9 protein-coding genes and 1 riboswitch are annotated in these 13,204 nt (G+C 34.0%); of the genes, 1 reads left to right on the forward strand and 8 read right to left on the reverse strand.

The features are described from left to right. Nucleotides 1–103: 103 nt before the first annotated feature. From metH to ACZ2G2_RS03245, 7 genes are all read right to left on the reverse strand, one after another. A complete protein-coding gene (gene metH / locus ACZ2G2_RS03215; RefSeq protein ID WP_470393948.1) occupies nt 104–2,809 on the reverse strand; it encodes a methionine synthase in 2,706 nt (901 codons plus the stop codon). Between the two features lie 79 nt (nt 2,810–2,888). Further along, nucleotides 2,889–3,890 carry a homocysteine S-methyltransferase family protein gene (locus tag ACZ2G2_RS03220; protein WP_470393950.1) on the reverse strand — a complete coding sequence of 334 codons (1,002 nt, stop codon included), beginning with the start codon at nt 3,888–3,890 and terminating at the stop codon, nt 2,889–2,891. 10 nt (nt 3,891–3,900) lie between these two features. Continuing rightward, nucleotides 3,901–4,191, reverse strand: coding sequence for a rhodanese-like domain-containing protein (locus ACZ2G2_RS03225; protein ID WP_470393952.1), 291 nt, complete (start codon nt 4,189–4,191; stop codon nt 3,901–3,903). 17 nt (nt 4,192–4,208) lie between these two features. Next, entirely contained in the window at nt 4,209–5,375 is a 1,167-nt protein-coding gene (locus ACZ2G2_RS03230; RefSeq protein WP_470393954.1) for a trans-sulfuration enzyme family protein, read from the reverse strand. A 2-nt stretch (nt 5,376–5,377) separates the two neighbouring features. Beyond that, nucleotides 5,378–6,382, reverse strand: coding sequence for an alpha/beta fold hydrolase (locus tag ACZ2G2_RS03235; RefSeq protein WP_090837842.1), 1,005 nt, complete (start codon nt 6,380–6,382; stop codon nt 5,378–5,380). Nucleotides 6,383–6,475: 93 nt separating this feature from the next. Next, nucleotides 6,476–7,768 (reverse strand): O-acetylhomoserine aminocarboxypropyltransferase/cysteine synthase family protein, encoded by a 1,293-nt coding sequence (locus ACZ2G2_RS03240; protein ID WP_470393956.1) that lies wholly within the window; start codon nt 7,766–7,768, stop codon nt 6,476–6,478. Nucleotides 7,769–7,888: 120 nt separating this feature from the next. Further along, a riboswitch (SAM riboswitch) is annotated at nt 7,889–8,011 on the reverse strand. A 231-nt stretch (nt 8,012–8,242) separates the two neighbouring features. After that, nucleotides 8,243–10,822: a phosphoenolpyruvate carboxylase gene (locus ACZ2G2_RS03245; RefSeq protein WP_470393958.1), complete on the reverse strand. Its 2,580-nt coding sequence runs from the start codon at nt 10,820–10,822 to the stop codon at nt 8,243–8,245. A gap of 352 nt (nt 10,823–11,174) precedes the next feature. On the opposite strand from ACZ2G2_RS03245, the gene metK reads away from it, so the two are divergent. Then, on the forward strand, nt 11,175–12,431 hold the full coding sequence (metK, locus tag ACZ2G2_RS03250) for a methionine adenosyltransferase (RefSeq protein WP_101204040.1): 1,257 nt from the start codon (nt 11,175–11,177) through the stop codon (nt 12,429–12,431). A gap of 60 nt (nt 12,432–12,491) precedes the next feature. On the opposite strand, the gene rsmG is transcribed toward metK, so the two are convergent. Further along, nucleotides 12,492–13,124 (reverse strand): 16S rRNA (guanine(527)-N(7))-methyltransferase RsmG, encoded by a 633-nt coding sequence (gene rsmG / locus ACZ2G2_RS03255; protein ID WP_470393960.1) that lies wholly within the window; start codon nt 13,122–13,124, stop codon nt 12,492–12,494. Between the last annotated feature and the right edge of the window lie 80 nt (nt 13,125–13,204).

Genomic DNA, 13,204 nt, shown 5'->3' on the forward strand with positions numbered 1-13,204 from the left:
AAAATTATTATAGTACTACTTTTTTTGGCGTTACCGCAAGGGTCGCGCTTTCACTACTCGCTCTCTGCGAGGAGCTCAGACAAACCGTTCAATCACTAACGCACTAATCCGCTAAATTTGGGTTTAGCCATTTGGTTGATTCTGCTTTACTAATGCCTCTGCGTTTTGCATAATCATTTAATTGATCTTCTTTTATTTTTCCTAAGCCAAAATACTTAGCCTCTGGATTTCCAAAATAGTAACCACTTACACTAGCTGCAGGCCACATTGCTAGACTCTCTGTTAATTGCACACCAATATTTTCTTCAACCTTTAACAGCTTCCAAATGGTTTGCTTTTCTAGATGATCTGGACAAGCAGGATAACCAGGTGCTGGCCTAATCCCCTTATAATTTTCTTTAATCAAGTCTTGATTAGTAAGACTTTCGTCTTGTGCATACCCCCAATGGTTGGTTCTAACTTCTTTATGCAAATATTCGGCGAAAGCCTCCGCTAACCGATCAGCTAATGCTTTTATCATAATCGAATTATAGTCATCGTTATCATCCTCAAACTGCTTAGCTAATGCTGCAGTTCCAAATCCAGTAGATACACAAAAAGCGCCCATATAATCTTGGATTCCAGTGTCTTTTGGTGCAATAAAATCTGCTAATGCATGATTAGGCACACCGTCTCTTTTCTTTAATTGTTGACGTAAGGTTAGGAAGGTTAGTTGGTCCTCTAACACACTTCGACTGTGCTCCGTGTGACAATCATTGAGAGTAACCTCAATATCATCATCATTTATGGTATTAGCAGGAAATAGTCCAAAAACAGCTTTAGCTTTTAATAACTTTTGATCAAAAATTTTCTGTAATAATTCTTGAGCATCAGCAAACAAATCCGTTGCTTGTTCTCCAACAATAGTATCCGTTAAAATATCAGGATATTTACCATGTAAATCCCAACTTCTAAAAAACGGAGACCAATCTATAAACGACTCTAATTTAGTAATATCAAAATCTTCAATGATCTCGATGCCCAATTGCTTAGGTTTTACAATAGTGGTGGTATTCCAATCGATTGGAAACTTTCTTTTCCTAGCGTCTTCAATGGTGATATAGTCCTTTTGTTTTGTTCTATTTAAAAACTGCTCTCTAAACTTATCATACTCCGTTCTAATCTGTTCTTTATAAACAACATTGTTTTTGTTTAACAGCTCGCCAACCACAGTTACTGCTCTAGATGCATCATTAATATGCACAACGGTATCTTTATAATGTGGTGCAATCTTAACAGATGTATGCGCTTTGGATGTTGTTGCTCCTCCAATAATTAACGGAATATCTAAATTATTTTTCTCCATTTCTTTAGAGATATAAACCATCTCATCTAACGATGGTGTTATTAATCCACTTAAACCAATAATATCCACTTGCTCTCTAATAGCAGTTTCTATTATTTTTTCTGGCGGAACCATAACGCCTAGATCCACAATCTCATAATTGTTACAACCCAAAACAACACTCACTATATTTTTTCCAATATCATGCACATCTCCTTTTACCGTTGCCATTAAAATTTTACCAGCAAACTCCTGTTTTCCGTCTTTTTCTGCTTCTATAAAAGGTTGTAAATAAGCAACTGCTTTTTTCATTACTCTAGCCGATTTTACAACTTGTGGCAAAAACATTTTTCCGCTACCAAACAAATCTCCAACAACACTCATTCCAATCATTAAATTACCTTCAATAACTTCAATTGGTCTTTTAGCAATTAGCCTTGCTTCCTCAACATCTTCAATAATAAAGGCATCAATCCCTTTAACTAACGCATGTGTAATTCGTTTTTGAAGTGGTTCGCTTCTCCATTCCTGAACAGCCACATCGGCTGCTTTATAATTATCTTTAACCGTTTCTGCATAATCCAATAAGCGCTCTGTAGCATCGTCACGTCTATCAAACAAAACATCTTCCACACACTGTAACAAGGCTTTATCAATTTCGTCATAAATCTCAAGCATCGTTGGATTTACAATTCCCATATTCATCCCATTTTTAATGGCGTGATATAAAAATGAAGAATGCATGGCTTCGCGCACTGTATTGTTTCCTCTAAAAGAAAACGACACATTACTAACACCTCCAGACACATTAGCATAAGGTAAATTTTCTCGAATCCATTTTGTGGCATTAAAAAAATCTAATGCATTTTTTCTATGTTCTTCCATTCCTGTTGCTACAGGAAAAATATTAGGATCAAAAATAATGTCCTGCGGAGGAAACCCCACGGTATTGACTAAAACGTCATAAGACCGTTTACAAATTTCAATTCTACGCTCATAAGTATCTGCCTGACCATCTTCGTCAAAAGCCATAACAATTACAGCTGCTCCATAACGTTTAACTAATTTAGCCTGATGTATAAAATTAGCTTCACCTTCTTTTAAACTTATAGAATTAACAACTGATTTACCTTGGACCACCTTTAAGCCGGCTTCAATAATTTCCCATTTAGAGCTATCAATCATTATAGGGATTCTGGAAATATCAGGTTCTGAAGCAATCAGGTTTAAAAAGGTGGTCATGGCATAAACCCCGTCCAACATCCCTTCGTCCATGTTGACATCTAAAATTTGCGCGCCACCATCTACTTGGTCCCTTGCAACCTCTAAAGCTTCGTTATATTTTTCTTCTTTAATTAATCTTAAAAACTTACGAGACCCAGTAACATTAGTACGTTCTCCTACGTTTATAAAATTACTTTCCGGCGTTACAATTAAGGGTTCTAACCCAGAAAGTGTTAAATATTTATTGGTGCTTTTTTTCATGTTTAGTTTCCGCGAAAGCGATAATTTACAGGTGTGTTTAAACTATTTTATCAGAAGTAAAAATGTCAAATTGATTATATTAAACAGCAACATCTGTTTGCCTTGGTTTATAGTTTTTAGCAACCTCAGCAATGGCGTTAATATGTTCTGGATTTGTACCACAGCAACCGCCAATAATATTAATTAGACCGTCTTTTAAGTATGCTTCAATTAAAGCCTGCATCTGTTTAGGTGTTTGATCATACTCGCCAAAAGCATTGGGTAATCCTGCATTTGGATGTGCCGATGTATAAAACTCAGTTTGATTAGACAACCGCTTTAAATAAGGTTGCAACTGCTCTGCTCCAAGTGCGCAATTAAATCCAACACTTAATAGCGGAATATGAGATACCGAAGCCAAAAAAGCTTCTACTGTTTGTCCTGATAATGTGCGACCGGAAGCATCTGTTATAGTACCAGACACCATAATTGGAATATCTATATTGCGATCTTCCTTGACTTCTTCTATAGCAAATAATGCCGCTTTAGCATTTAGGGTATCAAAAATAGTTTCGACTAAAAGCAAATCTACACCGCCATCAATTAAAGCTTCTACTTGTTGTTTGTAAGCCACCCGTAATTGATCAAAAGTTACCGCACGATATTCTGGTCTATTAACATCAGGGCTTAAACTTGCTGTACGATTTGTTGGACCAATACTACCTGCTACAAAACGTGGTTTATCTGGGTCTTTATTAGTGAACTCCGTTGCGACATATTTAGCAATTACAGCAGACTCATAATTAAGTTCATAGACTAAATTTTCCATGTCATAATCCGCCATAGCTATTGTTGTACCAGAAAATGTATTGGTTTCTACTATATCTGCTCCCGCTTCAAAATACTTACGGTGTATATCTGCGATAGCATTAGGTTGTGTTAATGACAGCAAATCATTATTTCCTTTTAAGGAAGACGGATAATCCTTAAAACGTTCTCCTCTAAAATCTTTTTCAGAAAAATTATAACGTTGTAACATAGTTCCCATCGCGCCATCTAAGACTAAAATTCGTTTCTGTATTTCTTTATAAATATCTGCCATAACCTATATTTTAAAGATAAGATTGAACGTTTTGCCAAGGACCGCCATTAATGACATCTACCCCATAATCCGCCAAAATATCTTTAGCCCTTTCGCTTCTTGCACCACTTCTGCAACATGTAATAATGGGTTTTTGCAGTGCTTTTACATGCTCAATTTCGTCTTCTAAATCATCCAAAACAATATGCAAGGACTGCTTAACATGACCTTCATTATATTCTACTTCAGTTCTGACATCTAATATTACAGCACCTTTGTCTAAGTATTCTTGGATGTGTTTAAATTCTGGGTTACTACTCATAATTTATATGTTTTATTTTAAAAAGCTAAAGCTTGTTTTAAATCGTTAATAATATCTTCGGGATGCTCCAACCCTACTGAAATACGCACCAAACCACCGGTTATACCAGTTTGCAGTCTTTCCTCTTCTGTTAATTTTGCATGTGTGGTAGATGCTGGGTGTGTAACTATAGTTCTGGTATCACCTAAATTTGCTGACAATGACAATAGTTTTATACTGTTTAAAAACTGTCGTCCTGCATCAATACCGCCTTTAACTTCAAATGCAACAACACTTCCACCTGCTTTCATTTGCTTTTTAGCCAACTGATGCTGCGGGTGTGATTTTAAAAAGGGATATTTTACAAGATTTACTTTATTGTGACTTTCTAAAAACACGGCTACTTTTAAAGCATTATCACAATGTCTGTCCAATCTTACTGCTAACGTCTCTAAACTTTTAGATAACACCCAAGCATTAAATGGTGATAATGCTGGTCCTGTATTTCTTGAAAACAAATACACTTGCTTAATTAACTTAGCATTACCAACAGTTATACCGCCCAACACACGACCTTGTCCGTCTATTAATTTTGTAGCAGAGTGAATTACTAAATCTGCTCCAAATTGTATTGGTTGCTGTAAATAAGGTGTCGCAAAACAGTTATCAATAATTAAAATAAGGTTGTGCTTTTTGGCAATGCTTCCTAAAGCTTCTAAATTCAAAATATCTACCGCTGGATTTGTTGGACTTTCGGCATAAATAATTTTTGTATTAGGTTGAATTAAACGTTCTATGCTTTCAATTTCATCTATTTTAAAATAACTAGTGCTAATATTCCATTTAGGCAAAATATTTTTAAACATGGTTTGAGTAGAACCAAAAACACTTCTGCAAGACAGTATATGATCTCCTGCATTTAGTAACGCTGCCAAGGTAGAAAACACAGCAGACATACCTGAAGCAAATGCATAACCACTTTCCGCGCCTTCCATTTTACATATTTTATCTATAAATTCCGATGTATTTGGGTTAGAATAGCGACTGTAAATATTACGCACTTTCTGATCTGCAAAAGAAGCGCGCATATCCTCAGCATCTTCAAAAACATAACTAGACGTTAAATATAATGGCGTAGAATGCTCTAAATACTGACTACGCTCCGTCTGTGTTCTAATAGCTTCGGTTTCAAAATGGTGTTTCATATTTATATTGCTTTTTTTAATACAGCATCGCTTGTGTTTTCAATTTTAAACACGGGTGTTAATAATTTTGATAATTGCTCAAATTCGATTAAAAAAGCATCGTGACCATGTATGGATTTTATTTCGCCAATAGTCACATTTTGTTTTACAGATTTTAGGTCAATAAACGTTTCCCAGTTTTCTTCAGCCTTAAAAAACAAATCACTATTAATAGTTATGATATGTACCGTCCCACTAATTCTAGAAGCAACCTCCTTAAAAGCTAATCTGTTTCTGGTTATGTCTATAGTTTTTAAAACTTGATTCATTAATTTATAGGCAGATAAATTAAATCGCTTATTTAGGTTGTCTCCATGATAATTAAGCCAACTTTCCACCTTAAAAAGGGATTCTGAGTTTTGATTACGATCAAATTTTTTGGATAACGACTCTGGCGTACGATATAAAGTCATAGCATGCATCCTTGCATCCTCTAAAGGCTTGCTTGAATTATTTAAAATAGCATCTTGAATATGGCAATTAGCAATTAACCAATCTGTTACTTTCCAATCTGTAGCTATAGGAATAATATGCGTTGCTAAGTCTGGTTTTAACACAGCTAGCTCCCAAGCAATACCACCACCTACTGAACCTCCAATAATAGCAAACAACTTATTTATTAATAAATGCTGTAAGCCTAAGGCGAATAGCTGCGCTATATTACGTGCCGAAAAATCTTTATAATTATGAATCAGATTTGCGGGATTAGCATCAAACCCATTACCTGGAATATTAAAAGCCAAAATGGTATAATGTAATGTATCTATACACTTATTATCTCCAATTAAATCAGACCACCAACCATCACTTCCAGTAACATTACTATTACCAGTTAACGCATGATTAACCAAAATAATTGGCGCCGTATGTAATGGCTTACCAAAAACTTGATATGACAAATTAATATTGGTTACTGTTCCGTTTTGAGTAACAAAATCAGGTATATCTATGTGTTTTAACTGACTCATGGTATTGTGTTAGAAATAGGTTTCACGCTTTAAAATGGCAACTAAAAAGCGTGAAACTATATTTCGGGTTAAACAACTAAAATTATTTTATGCTTATGCTAAAACTGTTTTTTTAACTACTGCAAACGCTTCTTTTAAATCGGCTTTTAAATCGTCAATATTCTCGATACCCACAGATAGTCTAATTAAATCTTTTGTAACACCTGTAGCATGTTGTGCCTCATCACTAAGTTGTTGATGCGTTGTACTTGCTGGATGAATAATTAATGATTTTGTATCTCCAATATTTGCTAATAATGAAAACAGTTTAGTAGTATCCGCTATTTTTTTAGCAGATTCAAAACCACCATCAACTCCAAACGTTACAACACCACTTTGTCCTTTTGGCAAATACTTTTTAGCTAAAGCATTGTATTTACTAGTTTGTAATCCTGGATAGTTTACCCAAGTTACCTCTGGTTGTTCTTGTAACCATTTTGCCAATTCTAATGCATTTTGAGAATGCTTTAAAATCCTTAGTTCTAAAGTTTCTAATCCTTGAATAATCTGAAACGCATTAAAAGGGCTTAATGCACCACCATAATCACGTAAACCTTCAATTCTCACTTTTGCTATAAATGCTGCTGCACCAATAACATCACTATAAACCAAACCATGATAACCTGCAGAAGGTTCTGTAAATTCTGGAAATTTTCCATTAGTCCAATCAAATGTTCCTGCATCTACTATAATTCCTCCTAATGAGGTCCCGTTACCTGTAATGTACTTTGTTAAGGAGTGAATGACGATGTTTGCGCCATACGCGATAGGATTTAACAAGTAAGGTGTCGCAACTGTATTATCTACAATTAATGGTACTTTATGCGCTTTTGCTTGTGTTGATATGGCTTCTAAATCTAATACATCCAATTTTGGATTCCCTAAAGACTCTACAAATACAGCTCTTGTGTTTTCTTGTACTGCTTTACTAAAATTTTCTGGATCTGATGGATCCACAAAAGTGGTTGTAATACCGTGTCTTGGTAAGGTTACACTTAATAAGTTATACGTCCCACCGTACAAACTACTAGAGGCAACAATATGATCTCCTGCTTTTAATAGCGTTAATAATGTTGTAGAAATTGCTGCTGTACCTGACGCTGTTGCGACTGCCGCAATACCGCCTTCTAGCGCCGCAATACGTTGCTCTAAAACATCGTTTGTAGGATTGTTTAATCGTGTATAAATAAACCCAGGAACGGATAAGTTAAAACGTCCTGCTGCATCATCAGAATCGTCAAAAACGTATGATGTTGTTTGATAAATTGGAACCGCTCTTGTCCCTCCTGTTTTTGTTGTGTCGTGACCTGCGTGTAATGCTTGTGTTGCAAATTTTTGTGTACTCATTTTTCTAAGTTTTTCGAGTTAAATAAATTAAACCAAAAGTCAAATAAGTCTCTTTGTGAGACATACATAATAGAAAAATGTTAAAAAGAAAATACTAATTACAGATGGGTAATTAGATTTGAGTTATCTATCCAATGTTTCGATTAATGAATCGAAAATTAAGTAGAATTTAGCACCTTCTTAGTAAGTCTAAGGGTTGCTAAGGCTTCAGCGAGTCTATCTCTCCACCTTTCTTGATAACATTTCAGTAAGTTTTTGAACTTTGTGAATACAAATATTGCAAAATATATTGTTTACAAACAAACAAAACAGAATATTTTTCCGAATAATTAACAAATAATTAATTAAACAGAAAATATTTCTTAATAATGCAATTTAAACAGAATAAAAAACTAATAAAAACAAGTATGGCAAGTTTGAAAAAGATCAAACCTGCCATACACCCTTAGTAAAAAAAATAATTTTTTAAGAAATTTAAGCCGAATTACGACTCGCGTTTATATTTCCAAACAACGATCGTGTTACTAGTTTTTCATAAACTGCAATAAGTGCTGTGTCTTTTACTTCTGCTTTTTCTAATTCTTGAATTTGTTTTAAAGCAAATTGCTGAATAGTTAGAAGTGGCAAAACAATAGATTCTCTGACCTTAATAGACGCTTTCCCTGATGGTTCTTCCTCCATTAACTCCGTGTAACCCGTAAGCTTTAAAATTAAGCGTTTTGTAGTAACGTATTCCGTATGGATAACATTCCAAAAAGCACCATATTCTGGATCATCACTCATGTATTTAGTCAAATCAAAAAACGACTTTGATAAAGACATCATACTATTTTCTATTAGTGTTTTAAAGAAACTAGACGTTTTAAATAAGTTTTGCGCTTTTTCAAATTCGCCTGCATCTTCATAATGCTTTAAAGCAGTACCAACACCAAAAAATCCTGGTACATTCTGTTTTAATTGACTCCAAGATCCTACAAATGGTATGGCTCTTAAATCTTCAAACACCAAACCTTCTGCTTTACCACGTTTGGATGGTCTACTTCCAATATTAGTTTTAGCATAGTACTTTAAAGTACTCATATGTTCTAAATATGATATAAACTTGGGATGGTTTTTAAAATCTACATAAGCTTGATAACTCAGTTTTGCTAAATTATCCATCACCACTCTATTTTCTGGTAACATACGCAAATCCGTATCACTTAAACTATTGTAAATACCAGAACTGATTAATTGCTCTAAATTATATTGTGACGAATCTAACGTTCCAAAATTAGAACTAATAGTCTGTCCTTGAATAGTTAATTGCACTTCTTTATCCTCAATAGTTGGTCCTAAAGATGCATAAAAATTATGCGTTTTACCTCCACCTCTTGCTGGCGGTCCACCACGACCATCAAAAAATATTACTGTAATATCATATTTTCTAGAAATAGCAGTCAAGCGTTCTTTTGCTTTATAAATAGCCCAGTTAGCCATTAAATACCCTCCATCTTTAGTTCCATCACTAAACCCTAACATAATGGTTTGTTTATTTCCTCTAGCTTTTAAATGTTTGGCATAAGCAGGATTAGTATACAACTCTTCCATAACTAGATGTGCATTTTCTAAATCTGTAATAGTTTCAAAAAGCGGACCGACATCTACGGTTAAATCATCTTGAAAAGCAACCAATTTTAGCATAGCAAATAACTGCATAACATGCAACGTTGTTTGATTATTACTTATAATATATCGGTTTGCTGCCAACTCTCCATTAGTCTCTTGGATGGACTTTAAAGCCTTTATTGTATTAAGTGCTTTAAGCGTTTCTTCGTCTTTAATTAAAGACAAGTCTACTGTACCTTTTACCTCAGATAATAGTTTTACTTGTTCCTTCTCTGATAAATCATGATAATTTGCAGGTATATCTTTACTTCCATTTTCTATCATACTATTTATCATAGACGTAAATATGGAGTGATGCACTCTACTATCTTGACGTATATCTAAACTTGAAAAATGAAATCCAAACAGATGTAATTTGTTTAACAAACTAGTAATCTCAGTAACATATAGCGACTGATGCTTGTCAATAATGACTTGCTTAATTTCTTTTAATTCTGAAACAAAACCGTCTAAAGTTAAAGTCGATTTTTCGTTAAGAATCTTTTTATATAACTCAGTTTCGATTTTAGAAATACGCTCCTCAACACCTTGAAAAGTTAGTTTACGCTTTAACTTTCTAACATCTTTATGGTAGTTTTTAATAATAGTTTCGTGTAACCTTGTTGCCACTTTTACTGTTATTTCCGGCGTTACAAATGGGTTACCATCTCTATCTCCTCCTGGCCAAAACCCAATATTAATAATCTCGTTATCTATATGCTGACCATCAAAAATATTTTGCTGGATGTAGTCGTAAATTGTTCCGAAGGATTCATAAAAAACATTTTCTAAATACCATATCAAGCTAACCGCTTCATCATAAGGCGTTGGCTTTTCATGTTTAAAAAATGGTGTTTTTCCTAACTGTGCCAATAAATCATTGATTCTTAATAAATCATTTTGCTTTATGGCTTCTGTAAGATCCGTAATAATACCTAAAACTGCTCCAGGATAAAACTGTGTTGGATGCGCTGTAAGTACAATGCGCACTTTAAATTCTTCTAAATACTGACGTAACTTATCTAGCTTCCCTTCCGCAGCAGCGCTCTCTTTTAAACTACGAAGCGTACCTATCCCTTCCATATTATTAACAATAGGAAATGCTGCATCTTCAATAGCATCAAATAACACGACTTGACGTTCTATATATTGAATAAACCTAAATAATAAATCTATTTTGGATGAATCCGAACGTCTAGCTTGGTACTTTTTAAAAAAAGTATCGACAATCACGGTAGGGTTATCTCCACTATCAAATCCTTTTTTACAAGTCTCATGAAACAAAGGAAGTAAGACTCCTGTTTTTGTAATTGTATCAAAAGGAAGCGTCATAAAAATACCATTGTATATTTGATATTTTGACAATACATTTTGATTAAAACGTGTTAATTTAGGTTGTAAAGACATAACGCTATTTAAGTTTATTTAATTTATAAAGTTAAGCAACAATCGTTTACTATATAATTTTAGCCAAAGATTTTGCGAATTATAATACTATATCGTTTACTTAATACGAAATGTATAATTTAACCTCTGTTTTTTGATTTTTACTAAATCTGAAATAATAATTTGAATTGATCAATTAACTATTTTTAACTTTAGTAACCTTTATAACTTACTTTATTTTGCTACTTTTGCACCTCAATAAATTTAGAGGACGGATTTGACTGATTGCAACCTCATTAAAAAATGCTAAAGGCAGTGTAAACTTCCTTAGACGCTTTCGTCAAATCTATTATATACATTTTAAAAAACAAATATGGCGTATTTATTTACATCAGAGAGTGTGTCTGAAGGACACCCAGACAAAGTAGCAGATCAAATTAGTGATGCTTTAATAGATAATTTTTTAGCATTTGACCAAGACAGTAAGGTTGCTTGCGAAACTTTAGTAACTACAGGTCAAGTTGTATTAGCTGGAGAGGTTAAATCAAACACGTATTTAGACGTACAAAAAATAGCAAGAGATACCATTAATAAGATTGGATATACTAAAAGTGAGTATATGTTTGACGGTAATTCTTGTGGTGTGTTTAGCGCAATACATGAACAGTCAGATGACATTAATCGTGGTGTTGACAGAGCTAGTAAAGAAGAGCAAGGTGCAGGTGACCAAGGAATGATGTTTGGTTATGCTACTCGCGAAACTGAAAACTTTATGCCTTTAGCATTAGACTTATCTCATAAAATTTTAATTGAATTAGCGGAGTTACGTCGTGAAAACAAAGACATCACTTACTTAAGACCTGACTCTAAAAGTCAAGTAACTATTGAGTATAGTGATGATAATACACCACAACGTATTGAAGCTATTGTAGTGTCTACACAACATGACGATTTTGATGCTGTAGATGACGTGATGTTATCTAAAATTAGAAAAGACATTGTTGAGATATTAATACCAAGAGTAGTTGCTAAATTACCAGAAACTATCCAAGCGTTATTTAATGACGACATCAAATACCATATTAACCCAACAGGAAAGTTTGTTATTGGTGGACCTCATGGAGATACAGGATTAACAGGTCGTAAGATTATTGTTGATACTTACGGAGGAAAAGGAGCCCATGGTGGTGGTGCCTTTTCAGGAAAAGATCCAAGTAAGGTAGATAGAAGTGCTGCTTATGCGACAAGACATATTGCTAAAAACTTAGTTGCGGCAGGTGTTGCTGACGAAGTTTTAGTACAAGTATCTTATGCTATTGGTGTAGTAGAACCAATGGGTATTTTTGTTGATACTTATGGTACATGTCCTTTTAATATGACAGATGGCGAAATTGCTCAAAAAATATCTAAGATATTTGACATGCGTCCATCAGCTATTGAAGACCGTTTAAAATTACGTAATCCAATGTACAGCGAAACTGCTGCATACGGACATATGGGTAGAAAAAACGAAACCGTATCTAAAACATTTTCAAGACCAAACGGAGGAGACATCACTTTAGATGTTGAATTATTTACTTGGGAGAAATTAGACTACGTAGATAAAGTAAAAGCTGAGTTTGGATTATAATAACCAACTTACTGATATAAAAAAAGCCTCTCAAAATATTTGAGAGGCTTTTTTTATGTATTAGTTTGCTTTCCACTTTATAGGTAAATGCACCACTTTTTTAGTTTCAAAAAATTCTTCTTCATAAAAATCTGAAATATCAAAAATCTTAGCGGTTTGATAATTTTGTAACTCTTCCGTTAAATCACCGCCTTTTAAATATAGGATTCCATTTTTCAAATCGTTTTGTTGTCCCTTAGCTACTTTACCTTTTATCCAATGTACAAAGGTTGGCATTGCTGCAACCGCACGACTAATAATAAAGTCGTAAGTTTCTTTAATATCCTCAACTCTAGAGTGTGTTACTTTTACATTTTGAAGCTCAAGACCTGCCATAACTTCACGTACCACATTTAGTTTTTTGTTAATACTGTCTACTAAATGAAACTCGCATTCTGGATACAATATAGCCAATGGTATTCCAGGAAAACCACCACCAGTACCAACGTCCATAAGAGAACTTCCTGCTTTAAAATCAACAATTTTAGCAATCGCTAAACTGTGTAATACGTGACGTAAATACAGCTCGTCAATATCTTTTCTAGAAACCACATTTATTTTAAGGTTCCAATCTTGATACAAAGCTTCAAGCTTAGTAAATTGTTCTATTTGTAAAGGTGTTAAATCAGGAAAATACTTTAAAATCAGCTCCATAGTCGTTTATAATTTTTGGCAAAAATATGCATTTTAACACTAAAAAGGGAGGTTCTGTTTTGCTTAATTAATTATCTTTG

It is taken from the genome of Olleya sp. KKT75 (assembly GCF_055635485.1).

Bases quoted from the DNA above. Each gene is read 5' to 3' on its own strand.
- metH (WP_470393948.1), bottom strand. From the start codon at position 2,809: ATGAAAAAAAGCACCAATAAATATTTAACACTTTCTGGGTTAGAACCC.
- ACZ2G2_RS03220 (WP_470393950.1), bottom strand. From the start codon at position 3,890: ATGGCAGATATTTATAAAGAAATACAGAAACGAATTTTAGTCTTAGAT.
- ACZ2G2_RS03225 (WP_470393952.1), bottom strand. From the start codon at position 4,191: ATGAGTAGTAACCCAGAATTTAAACACATCCAAGAATACTTAGACAAA.
- ACZ2G2_RS03230 (WP_470393954.1), bottom strand. From the start codon at position 5,375: ATGAAACACCATTTTGAAACCGAAGCTATTAGAACACAGACGGAGCGT.
- ACZ2G2_RS03235 (WP_090837842.1), bottom strand. From the start codon at position 6,382: ATGAGTCAGTTAAAACACATAGATATACCTGATTTTGTTACTCAAAAC.
- ACZ2G2_RS03240 (WP_470393956.1), bottom strand. From the start codon at position 7,768: ATGAGTACACAAAAATTTGCAACACAAGCATTACACGCAGGTCACGAC.
- ACZ2G2_RS03245 (WP_470393958.1), bottom strand. From the start codon at position 10,822: ATGTCTTTACAACCTAAATTAACACGTTTTAATCAAAATGTATTGTCA.
- metK (WP_101204040.1), top strand. From the start codon at position 11,175: ATGGCGTATTTATTTACATCAGAGAGTGTGTCTGAAGGACACCCAGAC.
- rsmG (WP_470393960.1), bottom strand. From the start codon at position 13,124: ATGGAGCTGATTTTAAAGTATTTTCCTGATTTAACACCTTTACAAATA.